Below are 18,059 nucleotides of genomic sequence, written 5' to 3'. Positions count from 1 at the left end.
GCTTCACAAGCGGGAGCGTGTCCCCGCAGGAATTTTTTTCTCCGGATTCCCCCTCGCCACACCCTACAAACCGGGACTGAAGACTCATAAACACCCTCCCACTCCCCCGTCCGCCATCTTACAGAGGCGTCCTCACATCTCAATTAAATCCCTTATTTTCCTTCATACGTGATCAGCGCGTCCACCTGATAATCTTCCAGACGGTCCCTGCCGTGTAAACCTGCCAGCTCCATTACAAAACAGATTTTCACAACTTCGCCGCCCAGTTTTTCAATCAGTTTGATGATTGCTTCCGTCGTTCCTCCGGTAGCTATCAGGTCGTCTACGATAACTACTTTCTGCCCCGGTTTTATGGAATCCTCATGCATTTCAATCACAGCGCTGCCGTATTCCAGATCGTATTCCATGGAAACTGTCTTACATGGCAGTTTTCCCTTCTTTCTTACGGGTACAAACCCCTTGTGCAGCGCATAGGCAACCGGAACCCCGAAAATAAATCCTCTGGACTCGGGTCCCACAACCACGTCGAAGTCAACGCCTTCCAAATCTTTAAGAATCCTGTCTACCGACATGTGGAGTCCGTCCGGATCCTGGAGAATTGTTGTAATATCCCTGAAAATAATTCCCGGCTCCGGAAAGTCCGGAATGCTTCTCACATATTCTTCTAACTTTTTCATCTGTCTGCCTCTCTTCTCTATATGCTTTTCTATCTTTTTTTCGATCTATTCTTAAATTTTTCTTCTAAACTTATCTTCTTTTTTCTTTTATTTTCTCTTCTTTTTTCTTTTTCATCTCCGGTTCGGAAACGACTCACCGTGCCATTCTTCATCCAGTCTGTCATACGGCGTTGGTTTCTTTCGTTTCTTCCTGAACATCCAGCCGCACACCGCCAGGAGAACCAGGAGCAGCAGAGCCGAGGCGCTGATAACCGCTCCCAGCTTCAGCCCTTCCGGCATGTATTTCAGAACCACCGTATGGCGTCCGGCCGAAAGCTCAAGTCCCGAGAAGGTTCCGTAGATCTGTTTTATTGTCACAGGATTACCGTCGACCAGGGCCGTCCAGCCTTTATCGTATGGAATCGACATGAACATGGTTCCGCCGTCCCCGGCATCTATGTTTCCTTCCAGATAATCGTCGTCCCATACCCCGAGAATAAACGGATTCGCGTTCAGGCGCTCGTAGATTGCTTTGAGTCCCTCTTCCTTAAACAGGTATGCCTCCGCATTCAGACCGTCCGAATTATCCTTATTTTCAAGCGTGACGGTTTCTCCTGCTTTGCAGTAGCCAACCTCCACCAGATATCCGCGGTTGAGACTGTCAAAGGTCTTAATATCCTCCCTGGCCGCCATCTTTACGGACTTTACCTGATGGTTCATAACATAAATATAGTATTCCCCGTCTTTTTCAGGCGTGAAACTGAACGTGCCGCCGTCGTTCTCTCCCATCACCGTTTCAAACACAGGAGGCGTATCCAGGGCGTCACAGAGGTCGTTCTGGACGTCGATCGGATTCGGAAGATCCAGTTTCCATCCAGTTTCCATGATATCGGGCATCATAAAGCCCAGCGGCAGCGTATACGGATTTTCGTAGAGGAAAGTCTCTCCTGAAAAATCCTTAAGCTGGATTCTGGGATTTAACTGTCTGTTGTTGTACAGCGCATATCGGACCGAAAACAGGGAGTCGATCAGCGGGGTACTTCCAACTATGCTGTATGCATTGGTCGAGCCCTCGCAGCCTACGTTCTTAAAGAAGGAAGTCATATCGGCGCTGGCCACGGAGGAAAACAGCGAAACGGACGGAAAATTCATCCACGCTCCGTCATTCTTCGTCTTTCCGTCCACCTTGTCCACGCGGTAAAATCCATTCCCCGTCTTAAGATCTTCCGTCAGTTCGATGACACCCTCATTGTCCGACTTATAAGCCGAACGGCTCGTTGTCGTAATGCTGGTCACCGTTGTATTGACCGCCGACTCCACGGCCACAACGGCCAGCGTAAGCAGCGCCGCAGTGGTCCGGGATCGCCGGGGATTCTTATAAAAGTAAATCAGTCCCGCATACACTGCCAAAAACAGGATTGCCACATAAAATACGATAAAATGGTAGGCCTCGTCTTTTACAAACTTCTGGGCCAGCAGCACGTAGCCGACCGAACCCCAGAAAGCGATGGCAACATGTTTCTTCGGCGTCTCGTCCAGATACATATAAGCCCGGTAACACATGGACAGTATCAGGAAAATGTAAATAAAGGACTGACGGCACGGCAGACTGTTGGGATAGTGGAAGCCATGCCAGATAAAATTCAGCACATTGATGGAAAAGCTGGCAAAAAACAGGAGCAGAAGCCCGCAGTAGACCGCCTTTTCCTTCACCGGAATCTTTCTGCACGCCAGGTATAAAAGGAAGAACAGAAAGACGGCGACGCCGCAGTAGATATTAGGCCAGTGATCCAGCCCGATCTCCGTCTGCACATTCCCGATATGGCGCGCCAGCATATCAATGATGGAGAAATACATCTCATACGTCTTCGGGAAATTAAAATCCCCGGAGGCCGTGGTCTGAAGGGCCGCAATCTCGGGCAGCAGCACAAACGCCGCAAGCGCTCCGGCAATCAGTGAATAGCCGCCGAACTGCACGAGACTGATAAAGAAATCTTTTACCCGTCTCTTTCCCTCCAGAATCAAAAGACAGATAAAGTAGATCACCATAAACAGGCAGATCATGATGGAGATATAGTAGTTGGACAAAATGGATAGGCCCAGGGTCACACAGTAAAGCATCCCCTTCTTCTCCTTTACCATCCGTTCCAGACCCAGCATAATCAGCGGGAACAGAAGGATGCAGTCCAGCCACATAATATTCCAGCTATAGGCCGCCATATATCCCGAAAGAGCATAGAAAATCCCGAAAAATCCCACGCCGAAATCCGAGGTCCGATTGTGTTTTTTCAAGTAATAGGAAAAACTGAGTCCGCATAAACCGGTCTTAAACACAATCATGTACGTCATAAATTCTATAATATATTCTTTCGGACAAAGAATCACAAGCCAGTTGAGAGGGCTTGCCAGATAGTAGGCATAGAGGGCGGCAAAATTGACACCCATGCCGATATCCCAGCTATACAGCAGGCTGCCGCCGCTTCTCAGTTTATGATGGAACTCCGAAAAAAACGGAGCATACTGATGATACATATCCGTCCGAAGGAAACTTTCCTGCCCGAACGGGAATATCCCTCTCTGGGCAAAGATGACAACCAGGACAATGACCGGAATAAAAAATGCCGCAATCAGTCCGTCCGAAGGATGCAGAATCCCGCCGGAAACGGCTGGACGGAATTCTTCTTCCTCTTGGTCTTCCTCCCTGTCGTCGGAATATTCATCGGAAAAATCTTCCTGATCCTCATGCTCCTCGTCCGGGTAAGCGTCCTGTTCATCCTCCTCAAACAGATAACTCTCCGGAGAAGGCGCTTCATCCGAACCTTCTTCCTGTGTTCCCATCTCTTCCCGGGTGGCTGCTGCTTCCCGCATTCCCGGTTCTTCCTGCCTTCTGCGTTCTTCTATTTTAAGCGTCTGCTGATATTCCGGCAGGTTTTTCTGTTCCGGTGTTTCTTCCATATAGAGAAGTTCCTCCTCCGACGTTTCACGCGGCTGTTTCCAGGCCTTAACCCTGCCCGTGCCGGGACGTCCTGTTTCCTGTTTTTTCACAGAACTCTGCAGAGACGGTTCCTGCTGTTCCCGTCCTCTCCTATCCTGTTCATTCATCTTCTGTTCCCCTATGTTCTGTTTTACCGCGTTTCTGTCTCTTATATTCTGTTTCCCTGTGTTCTGTCCATTTATACTCCGGTTGGCTGCGGCCTGTTTCCCTGTCTTCTCTACCCGCATATCCTGCCCGGCAGCGTATTGCTGCTGCTCGGTCTGCAGCATTTCCGCACTCTTTTCAGCGCGTATTCCGGCTGCAGCCCCGCTTAAACCGGGCTGTTCCGTCTTCTCCCGCGCTGTCTGCCTTCCTGCCGACACCTGCTCCAGCACTTCTTCAAATTCTTTGGAAATTCCGGATATTTCATCCCTGTCCATAGGTTCCTCCAAAACGTCAGTTATTCTCCGCTGTCTTTTTAAATATAAATAACTTGCTGAATATATAATTCAGTACCAGCGATAACGCCGACACTGCGACTTTTCCAATCCATTCATTCCATCCCATCACATCCACAATTACCACCATGGCAACCACGGTAAATGCACCGGTCAGCGCACGGCAGGAGACAAAGGAGACAAATTCTTTGCCCAGCTCCTTCGGCCGGAATGTATAACTCTGAAATACAAAAAGCTTGTTTGTCACAAACGCAAAGATGACTGCCGCCGCCCAGGATGCAATGGAAGACATTGCAACCGAATGGCCGAACCATCTCATCAGCGGATAAACAAGCCAGTCCACCGCCGTCGTAAGGACGCCAAAAATAAAGTAGGAGACCGTCTCACGGTTTACAAACCTTGCCCACAGTTTTCCCATTTTTTCATTTAACATATCAGATTCCTCATAATTTCCCTTATTTATACCGGTTATCGCAACCGCTTTGCCTTTCTGCGATGCGTTCCGCAGCTAAACTCCGCATTCCGGACAATTATCTTTATTCTATATTAGCCCGTCTCTCTTGTAAAGGTTTACACCGCTTCCTGGCGAAATTTGTAAGATTTACCGGGCACAGAGTGAACAGGAACGGTTTATGATATAAAGGGATTCCGACAACGAAAAAGATTGTATGGGCCGCCGGCATGGCAATGCCCATACAATCTCATCATATCACATATTGCTCGGAAGCAGCTTATTTCGTCCCATTGAGATATTTGTTAACGCTGACGACCTTCACGCAGAGAGCAAACAGTTCCGTAGCGGTGATAAGATCCTGAAGCGGCGGATAGGATGGAGCAATACGGATATTGCTGTCATGAGGATCCTTGCCGTAAGGATAGGTAGCGCCCGCCCCTGTCATCACAACGCCTGCTTTCTTACATTTTGCCACGATATCTTTGGCACAGCCGTCCAGAGAATCGAAGGAAATGAAATATCCTCCCTTCGGACTGGTCCAGGTACCGATTCCAAGTCCATCGAGTTCGCGGGCGAGAATATTCTCCACCGCCTCAAACTTCGGTCTTAAAATCTCGGCATGTTTGCGCATATGCTCTACCATGCCGTGGATATTCTTGAAATAGCGGACATGGCGGAGCTGGTTTACTTTGTCATGGCCGATTGTCTGCATTCTCAACTGTTTCTTGATATCTTCCAGGTTATTGTGGGATGTAGCGATCGCCGCAATACCGGAACCCGGGAAGCTGATTTTGGATGTGGAGGAAAACTTGTAAGCCAGATCCGGATTTCCCGCTCTCTTGCACTCAGCCAGAATTTCAATCAGGTTATCCTGAGCATCGTCGTATAAATGATGCACGCTGTATGCATTATCCCAGTAAATTCTGAAATCGGCCGCCGCCGGTTTCAGTCTTGCAAAACGGCGGACCGTCTGATCCGAATAGGAATTACCGGTTGGGTTTGAATACTTCGGTACACACCAGATGCCTTTGATGCTGTCATCGGTGGAGACGAGGTTCTCAACCATATCCATATCAGGTCCGTCTTCCGTCATCGGTACATTAATCATCTCGATGCCAAAATACTCGGTAATGGCAAAATGTCTGTCATAACCAGGTACGGGACATAAGAATTTCACTTTATCAAGCTTGCACCACGGAGTGTTCCCCATTACGCCGTGAGTCATGGAACGTGAAATTGTGTCGTACATAATATTCAGGCTGGAGTTTCCGTAAATAATAATATTATCAGCCGGAACTTCAATCATGTCGCCAAGCAGCTCTTTCGCTTCTTTAATACCGTCGAGTACACCGTAATTACGGCAGTCTGTACCATCTTCACATGTCAGGTCACAGTCACTGCTCAGCACATCCATCATTCCCATGGATAAATCGAGCTGTTCCACGCTGGGTTTTCCGCGCGACATGTCAAGTTTTAAATCCTTCCCCTGAAATGCATGGTACTGGGCAGACAGGTCTTTCTTAAGCTCCAACAACTCTTCTCTCGTCAATTCGCTGTATGGCTTCATCCTCAAATTCCTCCTTAATCATTCCAATATCTGTTTTTCCGGCCCCTCAGGCACAAGCCTGTATTTATTTCCAAACAATCACCGAAAAGCAGTAAGATAATGATAGCATAAATACAGAACGCCTGACAAGCGGATTTTTGTATAAATATGTACCGTTTTTTGGCGAAATAATAATAACATTGACATGTTTCCCTGGTGAATGCTATAATGCTGGATGCTGTAATTGTTAGTACGCTAATTAACAGGAGGATAAAAATGTCAGCTACAGCTATGTCAAATGAAAATAAAATGGGCACCATGCCCGTCAATAAACTGCTGGTTTCCATGTCGCTTCCCATGATTGCATCCATGCTGGTACAGGCTCTTTACAATGTCGTAGACAGTGTCTTCGTCGCCCAGATCAGTGAGAATGCGCTGACGGCGGTTTCGCTCGCCTTTCCCATCCAGAGCCTTATGATCGCGGTGTCCTCTGGAACATGTGTCGGCATCAATGCCCTGCTCTCCCGCTCCCTAGGAGAAAAGCGCCAGAAGGAAGCCAACCTTTCAGCCGCCAACGGCGTATTCCTGGCCTTTGTCAGCTACCTTGTTTTTGCACTGATTGGAATCTTCGGTTCACGCCTGTTCTTTGCAAGCCAGACGGAAAACGTGGAAATCATTGAATACGGTACGCAGTATCTCACCATCTGCCTGATTTTCTCCTTCGGTATTTTCATGGAGATGACATTTGAGCGAATCATGCAGTCCACCGGCCGGACCATCTACAGCATGGTGACACAGGGAACCGGAGCCATCATCAACATTATCCTGGACCCGATTATGATTTTCGGTCTGTTCGGTTTCCCGCGCCTCGGAATACAGGGAGCCGCCATCGCCACGGTCACGGGCCAGATTATCGCAATGATACTTGCCATTCTTTTTAATAAAAAGAAAAATCACGACGTTCAGCTCTCGATAAAGGGATTCAGACCCGACGGCCGCATCATCGCCAAGATTTACGAGGTTGGTGTTCCTTCTATTGTTATGCAGTCTATCGTTTCCATCATGACCTTTGGTATGAACAAAATTCTTATCATGTTTTCCGAGACGGCCGTTTCCGTCCTGGGTATTTACTTCAAGCTCCAGAGTTTCATCTTTATGCCTATTTTCGGATTAAATAACGGTGTGATTCCGATTGTTGCCTACAACTACGGAGCAGGAAACAGGAAGAGAATTATGGATACCATTAAACTGAGCACCTTCATCGCCATCGGAATTATGCTGATCGGCCTTATCATTTTCCAGTTGTTCCCGGAACGGCTGCTGATGCTTTTCAACGCCTCCGATCACATGCTGGAAGTCGGCGCCCCGGCGCTGCGCATCATCAGCACCAGCTTCCTGTTTGCAGGCTACTGCATCATTCTCGGCTCCGTTTTCCAGGCGCTGGGCAACGGAATCTACAGCCTCGTCGTATCGGTGGCCAGACAGCTTTTCTGTATTCTGCCTCTGGCTTACATATTCGCCAAAGTGGCGGGCCTCCACGCTGTGTGGTACTCCTTTCCGCTGGCGGAACTTATCTCCGTCACACTGACTACGATTCTGTTCAGGAGAATTTATGTGAAAAAGATTAAGACGCTTTCCCGATAGGGGATGCTGATTGTCGATTATATGGCCACTCTGTCAATATATCATTATTAATGAACAAATAGCTGCGCCTGCGAAAAAAAAGAGCGTCCGTTCCTGCAAATGAATCCTGCTGGAATGGACGCTCTTTTATTGAGCGGCAGCTGCAACTACCTTTTTGTACGGTCAGCGCAGTAAATGCGCAGACCTATCTGAACTGTTACGTTCTAACTGCTTTTTTAAACGGGCTATTTCCGCACTCTGTTTCTGTAATAGTTCCTCTTTTTCCGCCACCAGCTTCCTTTGCCTCTCGATTTCCTGTTGTTGCTCATCGATCATATACTGCACTGTATTTTTATCCATAATTTCCAATGCATCCGAATACATATTGACCAACTCCTCTGGCTTTGTTTGAAATTCGGCTATCTCCCTATAAAGTTCTTTAAAACACGGATATTTTTCTATAATGCGAATCATATCATCCGGTTTATCCGAACTCAGGAAGAGAAGCCACGCGTCTAATTCTCTATTTAAAGTGTAAGACATTTCCTGAAAAACATCAAGGGAAATAAATATGTATTTTTGCAGCAAATTTAACTTCAGCCCTGTATTAAATACCTGGTTTGAATAATGGATATACTGCTCCTGTGTTCTATGAAATTCCAAACTGCTCTTTTCAATCAGAACAATCGTATAAACATTTCTGAGCTCTCTGTAGGAAAACCTTCTTCCAGCCTGGCCCTTCACCCGGCTGTACTGTCTGAGTAAAAGGTCGGATGAATAGCAGGCAGCTCTTTCCCCTGGAAAAGCATATCCTATTTTTTGAATCTCAACATTAACTAATTCCCCACTTTCCAATTCTGTCAAGACATCCATAATCAGCAGAGAATCTTCTGCGGTAATCCGGTTGGATTCATTTGGCAATGCCCGTTTCACGATAACCCGCTGTCCCATAATACAGGAGAGCATTCTTGATAATCGTTCTCTGTGTATCTCGGGATTAAAAACCATTTTAAAGAAAGGATCATAGCTGATTTTCAATCCGCAGTTTCCCATGGCAAAGCTCATCAACTCCTCCTGAAGTTTTTCTGTCAACTGTTGAAATTTTCTCCAAACCACAGGATTTTGCCTCAGCATCGCCTCCACCTGTTCTCTGTCTCTTTCACTCAGAAGAACCAAGCTCTTTTTCTGTGTGTTTTCATGTGTCATACGCACTTCCTCCTCAGATTATAATCAAATGAAACTTGCGGCCGATACAGCCATGACCGGTTTTATAGTGGTAAACCGGTTAGAAATGCACAAATGTGTATAAAGAACGCGGCAGAAGACATCTGCCGGAATATGTTCATTATAATTGATAGATTTCCGGAATGCAAGAAGGCTCCACACTATTTATCCCCGGCCAGCAGACAGATCATCATCTGTTTCATTCCCAATGCCTCATGCCTCCTCATCAGCCGCTCCATTTTTTTAAGATTGTAATCCGAATGTTCCAACTGCCTGGACCAGAGATGGGCTGTCTCTATCTGATCCTCTTTCGTAAAGCTCCCTGTCTCTTTAAGAATTCCCAAATCTGCTTCCCGTATTACCAGACAACTGAATAAAGCCGTCTTGACCGCGGTCAGCAACTGCCCGTCATATACGGCTCCCAGTACATACGTATAGAGGAAATACCTCATCAGTTTTTCCATGTCGGAATCAATGAAAGGATATACCTGCTTAAGCTTCTTCTGCAACTCACTGCGGGAAAGCTCCTGGTTCTGCGCGGGATGCTCCACGGCTCCGGTATTCCCGCCATATAATACTTCCGCATACTTTCCGGCCATCTCTTTCCACCTGGGTGAAACCGGTTCAAGGGTATCGGTCAGTTCCAGGTAAAGACACATCAGGCTGTCCCTCTGCCTCTCCCCCGCCCCGCCTTTATATAGGCGGAACAGGGAGAGCAGGCGCTCCCTGTTCTCCGGCAGAGTGTAGCGGGCCAGCAGCCGTTCAAGACTGTCCTTACGGCCATTTTCCAGCCGATTTTCGGCGTCATGTGCCAGAGTCAGGATGACCGCCATCCTGACTTCCATCTCTACGCCTTCCCATGAGAGTATGGTATAAAATGCCTCCCTGACTTTTATAAGCTGCCTGAGCAGATGAGTGTCCACCCCACTGTCCGCCCTTTTCCAGCCTTTCTTATCTTCAACCGCTTTCCTGCGAATGTAGTATTCTGGGGCGGCTGTTTTCACATTATTAAGCCGCTCTGTATTATCCTTCGCCTCTGTTTTCCCTTTCGCCTTTGTTTTCCCCTCCGCCTCTGTTTTCCCGGCGCACTCACCCTCTCCCCTTCTTCCGGTTCCGAGAATCAGCCTGGCAGCCTCGGGGCAGGCCAGGGAGAGCGTCACCTCGCGCAGCGGGCCGTAGTCCTCCATATGACGCGGAAAATCGCGGCAGGTTCTGCACAGGCTCTTTTCCCCAAGGCAGGTATACATGTCGCAGAGATTTTCCCTGTTTAAAAACGGGCATCTTCCATCCCTCTGGATGAAGCTGCCCGTCCTTGTATCGATGGACTCACGGAGACGTCTTCCAAATTCCCCTTTCACGCATTGATAGCGTTTCAGGGAAACCGGATCGATGGAGACTCCCCACGAGGCACAGCAAGTGTCTTCGCAGCGGGAGCCCGTACAGGAAAACTCTTTATAGTAGTGCGGATAACGCACCGTAATTATCTTTTTCATTCATTAACCTGTTCTTTCATCATCTCTCCCAGTCGGCGCAGGGCCTCATCCAGGGTATCCTTCTGCCTTGCAAAATGCAGACGGATCAGATGGTTCACCTCTTCTTTAAAGAAGCTGGAGCCGGGTACTGCGGCCACGCCGTAATGATTGATCATCCACTCACAGAATTCCAGATCCGTATACCCCTTAAACTGAGGCAGGGCAAGGAAATCGGAAATATCGATCAGGATAAAATAGGAGCCCTGGGGAACCGTATGTTTCAGCCCGATTTTGTCCAGTCCCGCTACAAAATAGTCTCTTTTCTCCGTATAAATCTGCTGAAGCTCCTCATAGTATTCCGGTCCGAAATTCAGACCCACGGTTGCCGCCTCCTGAAGCGGAGCCGCCGCCCCGACGGTCAGAAAATCATGGACTTTCTTCGCTCCCTCAATCACTTCCTCCGGCCCGATCAGATAGCCGAGACGCCATCCCGTAATCGAGTAGGTCTTGGAAAGGGAATTGCAGGTGATCGTCCTGTCATACATGCCCGGAAGGCCTGCCATGTGTACATGCACATTGGGTTTAAAAATAATATGCTCGTATACCTCATCCGTCACGACAAAGGCATCGTATTTTTCAGCCAGGGAACCGATAAAGATAAGTTCCTCCCGCGTAAACACCTTGCCGCAGGGGTTGGACGGATTGCAGACGATAATGGCTTTTACCCCCTGTTTAAACGCAGCCTCCAAAACTTCACGGTCAAAGTTAAATTCCGGGGGAATGAGCGGTACATAAATCGGATTGGCGCCCGAAAGAATGGCGTCCGCTCCGTAGTTTTCGTAAAATGGGGAGAATACGATAACATTGTCTCCGGGATTGCAGATGGTCATCATGGCTGCCATCATGGCCTCCGTCCCCCCGCATGTCACAACGATCTCCTTATCGGGATCAATCGCGCGCCCGATGGCATTGCCGTGTTTCCTGGCAAGAGCCTCACGGATATTATCGGCGCCGAACGTGATGCTGTACTGATGAGGCCCCTCCGCCGCGGCTTTTGCCAGTGCATCGGTTATCTCCTTCGGCGGGTCAAAGTCCGGAAACCCCTGGGATAAGTTGATGGAACCTTCTTTTGCGTCGCTGATTCTCGTCATCCTCCGGATGACGGAATCTGTAAACGTGCCGACGCGGTCACTTAATTTTGGCATAATCTTTTCCTCCTGAACTTCCATTGATAGAGCTTTATAATACCTTTGATAGGACTTTATAATACCTTGCTTAAAAAGTCCTTGGTCCTCTCCTGCTTCGGATCTCCGAAGATCTGGGCCGGAATTCCCGCCTCTGCGATAATTCCTTCATCCATAAAGAGGACGCGGTCCGAAACTTCCCTTGCAAATCCCATCTCGTGGGTTACAATCACGGTCGTCAGTCCCGTTGTCACCAGTTCCTTGATAACAGCCAGAACTTCACCAACCATTTCCGGGTCAAGGGCGGAAGTCGGCTCATCAAACAGCATTACCTCCGGCTCCATCGCCAGGGCGCGGACAATGGCAAGCCGCTGTTTCTGTCCGCCGGAAAGCTTTGTCGGGCGTACTCCCGCCTTTTCATAGAGGCCGACACGTTTTAAAAGCTCCGCCGCCATCTCATGCGCTTCCTCGCGGTTCTTCATTCCCAGAAGCATGGGCGCCATTGTGATATTTTCTTCCACCGACATGTTGGGGAAAACGTTAAAATGCTGGAATACCATTCCCATCTTCTGCCTGTGCACGTTGATGTCCACTTTTTTATCGGTTAAATCCACATCATGGAAAAATATCTTTCCGCTGCTTGGAGTCTCCAAAAGATTCAGACAGCGCAGAAGCGTACTTTTGCCGGAACCCGACGGACCGATGATGGAAACCACCTCGTTCTGGCGGATTTCTTCCGTCACGCCTTTTAATACCTGAAGTTTTCCAAAATCTTTTCTCAGATTTTCTACTCTAATCATTGCTTGCCATCCTCCTCTCAAATACCGTGATCAGCTTGCTGAGCGTAAACGTCAGCAGGAAGTAAATAATTCCGACGATGATAAGCGGTTCCAGCGTCAGATATAAAGCGCCGTTTATGGTACGGAAGGTCGTCATCAAATCGCCGAGGAAGAATGTGGACGCCAGGGAAGTCTCCTTGATATCCGTAACAAATTCATTGCCCAGGGCAGGGAGAATATTTTTAAGCGCCTGGGGAAGAATGACCTTCTTCATGGCCTGGGAAGTATTTAAACCGAGGCTCCTGGCGGCTTCCATCTGGCCCGGATCCACGGCCTGGATTCCGGCGCGGATAATCTCGGACACGTAGGCCGTTGCATTTAACACAAGGGCGGTGCAGACACAGGTGAACTTTGACGGTTCCCACGGCAGGATCTGCGGCACCAGAAAATAGAACAGGTAGAGCTGAAGCAGCAGCGGGGTTCCTCTCATAATCTCAATATAGGCGGTGGACAGAAATGAGAGTATCTTAAACTTCCCCATTTTTGCCAGGGCCACCAGCGTTCCAAGCACGGTACCCATTGTAACCGTAATCAGGGCCAGCAGCAGCGTATAACTCATTCCTTCCAGGAACAGTCCGCTGTAACGCTGTACCAGCATCATTATATTTCCTACCATAGCATCCTCCATTTTCCTAAACCGCGCAGTATTTCTTCACTGCGGCCATCTGTAACATATAAAAGGGGGGTGGCGGAACCTTCCGGTCTCTCACCGGACGCTCCGCCACTCCCGCAGACATTTTCTTTTCCGGAAAGTAACTTTTCATTACCTTCTGAACCGTTACTCCGGGAATTGTTACTATTCACAGCCCCGCTGTAAAGCGCGGTTCTGCGAACAGTAACCGGAAATTACTTTACTCCCTGGATTTCATTTGATAACTGGCTGGCTTCGTCGATCCACTGGTAGTAGATTTCACTGTCGGCCACTTCCTTGACAATTCCATTGATCTCAGCGAGGAATTCCGGCTCGTTCTTTACCACACCGGCTACCACGCCGAGGGAAGTGTAATCAAATTTTTCATCGCATTCTACCAGATCCGGGTAATTGGCAAGATAATTGTCGGCCGCTACGCTTGCAAGGGCGATTCCTGCTACTTTGCCCGTCTTTAACATCATGATTCCGTCCGTCACGGCGCTGACTACTTCACATTTTGCATCCGAAATCTGGGTTGTGACCAAATCATACTGCAGTGTTCCGTTCTGGGCTGCTACGCTCTTCCCTGCAAAATCGGCGAGTGTTTTATATTTGTCGGCGTCCTCCTTCAGGATTACAATTACCTGGTTGCCGTCATTGTAATATACATCCGAAAAATCCATGGTGGTCTTCCGCTCTTCCTTCGGCACCATGCCGCAGATGGTAAGGTCCACACGGCCCTGGCCGATCGCCGCCATGCAGGCGTCAAACGCCATGGCTTCAATCTGAAGTTTTACTCCCAGCTTGTCGGCAATGTATTTTGCCAGTTCCATATCGGCTCCGACATATTTTTCCTGGCCGTCTTTTGTGATGTCCTCAAACTCATAGGGCGGATAATCCGGGGATGTCGCTACCTTTAAAACACCGGCCTCCTTGATTGCCTTTAAACGCCCGGTCAGCTCTCCCGCAGCATCCGCACCCTTTGCAGCCTCATCGGCCGCCTTTGTATCGGCTGCCTTAGCCGCACCTCCGTCCGTCTCTGCCGCCGCATTGGTTGCCGCTGCCTCCGTACCTTTCGTGCTTCCTCCGCACGCCGTCAGGCTTAACGCCATTGTTCCCGCAAGTAAAATTGCCAATAACTTTTTCATAATTTTCCTCCATTCCGCCCTTATGGGCTATATCCTATTCCGTCTGCTTACTCAGTCACATCCGCCCCCAGATAAACTTCCAGGGCCGCTCCCGCCATGGCCTTTGCCGCCAGATGCAGAAGCTCGTGCGCGCCTGCGGAGTCGACGATTCTTAAGAAATCCTCCTCATGAGGTCCTGCTTTCGTCATCTTGCCAACGCCCAGCGTAGAGTAACAGGTGGGGCATGCATAAGACACATTTCCGATGTCGGAGCTTCCGGAGTGGTATCTGTCTCCCTCCGCCAGTTCCGTGATGCCAAGTCCCGCAAGCTGTTCCTTCATAATATCGTTCAGTTTTTTATTGCGTTTAATATCGTAGTATGTATTCTGCGCTCTCTTAAACTCGAATTTGGCTCCCGTCATCAGGGCCGCTCCCCTGCCGCAGTTTAAGACCTTCTCAATCACTTCTTCCAGATAATCCTTCTGTCCGGCTCTTACGAAAACCGCCATGGATGCATAATCGGGAACGATATTCGGAGCCATGCCGCCGTTCATCACCGTGTAATGGACTCTCACGTCAGGTTCCAGATGCTGTCTGATTGCGTTGATTCCGGCCATCGTCAGGTTGCACGCCTCCAGGGCATTGACGCCGTTCTGTGCATTGCTGGACGCGTGGGCCGCTACTCCGTGGAATTCAAAAACAAAATCCGTCATGGCCAGTGTCACCGTATCGACGCTGAAATCCTGATCCAGGTGCATCTGGAATGCCGCTGCCATTCCGTCAAAGGCTCCCTTTTCCGCCATATCGACTTTTCTGCCCGTATTTTCTTCGGCGGGCGTTCCTATGTATACAATCTTTCCTTTAAAAAGCGGTTTTATCTTTGCCAGGGCCGCGCAGGCTGCAAAGGTGCTGGCCGCAATCCAGTTGTGCCCGCAGGCGTGGGCCGGTGCGTCGTGGTTTGGACCGTATCCGGGAAGGGCGTCATATTCTGCTAAAAAGCAGACCGCCGGCCCGTCCTCATCTCCCAGCTCGCAGCGGAACGCCGTGGGAATGCCCATATAAGGGAATTCAACCTTAAATCCCAGTTTGGCGATTTCCTCCGTCAGATATCCGGCTGAAAAGAATTCCCGGTCTCCCAGTTCAGGGTGTGTAAAGATACACTCACTTACCTGTTCCGCCAGGGGAGCTATTGTATCTTCCGCATCCCATAACTGTTTTTTTATACACTCATCAAGCATAAATTCTCTCTTTTCTCTTCATTTTTGAATATATATAAGTTTTATGTGCATAATAATAACACCGTTGCCAAATGTTGTCAACTTGTTTTTTTGCCTGTTTTTTCGTTAATTTTCATGCATTTTTAGCACAAATGATGAAAATGACGCGGGAACGTCACAATGCATAAAGTTCTGAATATAATCCTTCATGCATAAAAACCACATCCCCTGTATCCTTTCCGCAGTTTAAAGGCGGTGATAACGCTCTCCGCGCCATTCACCGCCTTTTACCATCTATCCATTTACCATTTAACACTTCACTCCGTGCCCGGTAACCTTTTCCACCCTGCAGAGAGCTTCCCAGACCATATCTTCCGTAACAGGATAGGGAATATGATCCATATCCGGGCCGCCGACCGATTCTTTAAGCATATCCTGTAAAGTGCCGCGCTCCAGAGGAATCTCCATCTCCTTAAGGCTCACGGGAATTTCCATCATTTGAAGAAGCCGCCTCACTTCCTCAAACTCCTTCGTCCGGCCGTCCACCATAAGCTGTATCAGGATCCCATAGCCGACCAGATCGCCATGCAGAAAACGCTCCGCCACTCCCGGAACCAGATCCAGGCCATAGCATACGGCGTGGGCAAGAGCACAGTTATAGCAGTCTTCCACCATGTGGGATACAAGCCCCGTATTCACCGTAATTGCCAGCACGGCCTGTGTAAAGGCATCGCCTGCCCGCCCCAGTTCAAATTCCTCAAGCGCCTTCCCCGCATACGTATGAATCCGTTCATAGCAGAGATTGCTGATCTCACGTCCCAGGGCCGAGTGATAATCCAGTTCATCCCCTCTGGCCGAAAAATGGCATTCAAAGTATTTTGCAATGGTGTCGCCCATGCCCGCACGAAAATACTTTTTCGGCGCATGAATCATGATATCGGTATTGATAAAGCAGTGAACGGCGGGGCGTTCAAAGAAATAGAAGCTGTCAAATCCTCCGTCCTGCCGATATACGACAGACAGCGCCGCCATGGAGGCACAGTTGGACGGTATCGTTGGAAAGGTGAATACCGGAACTCCCAGCTCATGGGCCGTCCCCTTCGCCGTATCCATTGCTTTTCCGCCGCCCATGCCGAAAACCATGTCTATTTTCTGATCCTGATAGAGGCTGCTGAGTTCCCTGATTCTCTCGTAGGTGCATTCCTTTCCATAGATAACGGTATCCACGATTTCCAGCCTGCTCTTCGTCAGTGTCAGAGCGCCGTCCAGAAAAGGTCGGCCCTTCATCATGCCCGTCTCTCCTCCTATTAAAAGGACGCGTTTGCCATAGGGGGAACAGAAACGGTCCACCTGGTAATAGGCGTCGTCACCGATTGTATAACCCGCAAAAAGTTTTGTCACTGCTTTCATTTTCTGTCCTCCGACTGATTTCTGACATCCAGATACTCCGCTCTGTACTGCTCCATCAGACGGCAGCTTGCATCAAAGCGCTCCGCCTCCTCCTGTGACAATACCGGTGTAATCCGTTCTACAATTCCTCCTGCCCCTGTCACGGACGGGATACTGGTGTAAATCATCGGGCTGTCCGCTGTCCTTCTGTATTTGCCCGAGCACGGGAGCACCTGACGGCCATCCGTCAGAATTGACCGGATCAGTTCTGCCGCGGCCGCTCCGATTCCATATTCCGTGCTGCCCTTTCCTACGAGGATCTTCCATCCCGCTTCGATGGTGGCTTTCTCCACCTCCGCCTTACTCAGGCTGCCGTACCGCTCCGAACCCTCCTTCTCAAGTTCCGTCAGGAAACGGCCGCCGATTCTCACCTGCGACCAGACAGGAACCTGGCTGTCGCCGTGCTCGCCCACGCAGAATGCCTCCACACCGGCCGGGGCAATATGAAGCGCCTGTGCCGTCCTGATACGGAAACGCGCCGAATCGAGCGCCGTACCTGTCCCCACTACGGGCAGATCAAGATGCATTGCAAAATAAAGCGCCACCAGATCGCAGGGATTGGTGATGGATACAATCACACCCTGAAAGCCGGAGGATTTAATCTCCGGGATAATCCTGTCCGCAATATTCAGGGCCTCCTCCAGCTCTTCCAGACGGTTTTCCTTGAATATCACTCCGCAATAGCTCAGCACGCAAATGTCGGCGTCCCGCAGTTCCTCATAGCCTCCGTTTCGTACCGTTGTATTTTTACCTGTATAGCATGCCGTATCCTGAAGATCCACCGCATGGGCCCAGGCCTTGTTCTCATCTGTATCCAGCAGGACAATCTCTTCACAGATTTCCTGCATCATCAGGGCGCTGGCCACATGAGCACCGACATGGCCCGCACCGATTATCACCGTTTTTCTTTTTGACATCGTCTTTCTCCTCGTTCACGTGGTTTAAGGTGTCTCCTGTGGGAAGAAATATCTTGAACCGTATTTCTCCATTATTATAAGGAGGGCGGGGGCGGGTGTCAATGAGAAAAAATTTTGGAGATGGGGATAAGAGGAAGCGAGCGAGTCATCGGTCAAGTCATCGGGGTGGGGAGGAATTCGGGCAGAATAAAGTTCCTACGGGAACCGCTCCCGCTTGTGGAGTGCATAACGGTACTAGTGCGCCCAGAAAAGGGTGTGATATTTAACAGGTGGAAATCCTGTCCGGCA

General features: G+C 49.3%; 14 protein-coding genes. 1 reads left to right on the top strand and 13 read right to left on the bottom strand.

All coding sequences use genetic code 11. The features are described from left to right. Window positions 1–152: 152 nt before the first annotated feature. The 4 genes from QZT18_RS20995 to QZT18_RS20980 all read right to left on the bottom strand — a co-directional run bounded on the left by QZT18_RS20995 (window position 153) and on the right by QZT18_RS20980 (window position 6,109). Window positions 153–677, bottom strand: a complete 525-nt coding sequence (locus tag QZT18_RS20995) for an adenine phosphoribosyltransferase (RefSeq protein ID WP_227033726.1) — start codon at window positions 675–677, stop codon at window positions 153–155. 111 nt (window positions 678–788) lie between these two features. After that, window positions 789–4,070, bottom strand: coding sequence for a YfhO family protein (locus QZT18_RS20990; protein WP_294151152.1), 3,282 nt, complete (start codon window positions 4,068–4,070; stop codon window positions 789–791). A gap of 16 nt (window positions 4,071–4,086) precedes the next feature. Then, window positions 4,087–4,521, bottom strand: coding sequence for a GtrA family protein (locus QZT18_RS20985; RefSeq protein WP_294151150.1), 435 nt, complete (start codon window positions 4,519–4,521; stop codon window positions 4,087–4,089). 298 nt (window positions 4,522–4,819) lie between these two features. Then, window positions 4,820–6,109, bottom strand: a complete 1,290-nt coding sequence (locus QZT18_RS20980; protein WP_294151148.1) for an aminotransferase — start codon at window positions 6,107–6,109, stop codon at window positions 4,820–4,822. Between the two features lie 255 nt (window positions 6,110–6,364). On the opposite strand from QZT18_RS20980, the gene QZT18_RS20975 reads away from it, so the two are divergent. Then, entirely contained in the window at window positions 6,365–7,732 is a 1,368-nt protein-coding gene (locus QZT18_RS20975) for an MATE family efflux transporter (RefSeq protein WP_366925944.1), read from the top strand. Window positions 7,733–7,894: 162 nt separating this feature from the next. Here QZT18_RS20975 and QZT18_RS20970 read toward each other — a convergent pair whose 3' ends face one another. The 9 genes from QZT18_RS20970 to QZT18_RS20930 form a co-directional block, all read right to left on the bottom strand. After that, window positions 7,895–8,917, bottom strand: coding sequence for a PD-(D/E)XK nuclease family transposase (locus tag QZT18_RS20970; RefSeq protein ID WP_294151146.1), 1,023 nt, complete (start codon window positions 8,915–8,917; stop codon window positions 7,895–7,897). Window positions 8,918–9,096: 179 nt separating this feature from the next. Continuing rightward, on the bottom strand, window positions 9,097–10,428 hold the full coding sequence (fliB, locus tag QZT18_RS20965; protein ID WP_294151144.1) for a flagellin lysine-N-methylase: 1,332 nt from the start codon (window positions 10,426–10,428) through the stop codon (window positions 9,097–9,099). Then, on the bottom strand, window positions 10,425–11,612 hold the full coding sequence (locus QZT18_RS20960) for a pyridoxal phosphate-dependent aminotransferase (RefSeq protein ID WP_294151142.1): 1,188 nt from the start codon (window positions 11,610–11,612) through the stop codon (window positions 10,425–10,427). The genes fliB and QZT18_RS20960 overlap by 4 nt, the downstream gene beginning before the upstream one ends. 56 nt (window positions 11,613–11,668) lie before the next feature. Further along, the gene (locus QZT18_RS20955; RefSeq protein ID WP_294151140.1) at window positions 11,669–12,391 is read right to left on the bottom strand and encodes an amino acid ABC transporter ATP-binding protein; all 723 of its coding nucleotides are present in this window, start codon (window positions 12,389–12,391) and stop codon (window positions 11,669–11,671) included. Next, complete coding sequence (locus QZT18_RS20950; protein ID WP_366925945.1) at window positions 12,384–13,031, bottom strand: amino acid ABC transporter permease; 648 nt, start codon at window positions 13,029–13,031, stop codon at window positions 12,384–12,386. The genes QZT18_RS20955 and QZT18_RS20950 overlap by 8 nt, the downstream gene beginning before the upstream one ends. Window positions 13,032–13,276: 245 nt before the next feature. Continuing rightward, window positions 13,277–14,209, bottom strand: coding sequence for a transporter substrate-binding domain-containing protein (locus QZT18_RS20945; protein ID WP_294151138.1), 933 nt, complete (start codon window positions 14,207–14,209; stop codon window positions 13,277–13,279). A gap of 47 nt (window positions 14,210–14,256) precedes the next feature. Next, window positions 14,257–15,426, bottom strand: a complete 1,170-nt coding sequence (locus tag QZT18_RS20940) for an amidohydrolase (protein ID WP_294151136.1) — start codon at window positions 15,424–15,426, stop codon at window positions 14,257–14,259. Between the two features lie 288 nt (window positions 15,427–15,714). Continuing rightward, a complete protein-coding gene (locus QZT18_RS20935) occupies window positions 15,715–16,815 on the bottom strand; it encodes an iron-containing alcohol dehydrogenase family protein (protein ID WP_294151130.1) in 1,101 nt (366 codons plus the stop codon). Continuing rightward, window positions 16,812–17,771 carry a hypothetical protein gene (locus tag QZT18_RS20930; RefSeq protein ID WP_294151127.1) on the bottom strand — a complete coding sequence of 320 codons (960 nt, stop codon included), beginning with the start codon at window positions 17,769–17,771 and terminating at the stop codon, window positions 16,812–16,814. Before QZT18_RS20930 ends, QZT18_RS20935 begins: the two co-directional genes overlap by 4 nt. Window positions 17,772–18,059 lie beyond the last annotated feature (288 nt).

The organism is uncultured Clostridium sp. (genome assembly GCF_900547735.1).
GTDB lineage: Bacteria > Bacillota > Clostridia > Lachnospirales > Lachnospiraceae > Otoolea.
Note: the sequence above shows the minus strand (reverse complement) of the source record. Positions and strands in the feature narration are given on the sequence as shown.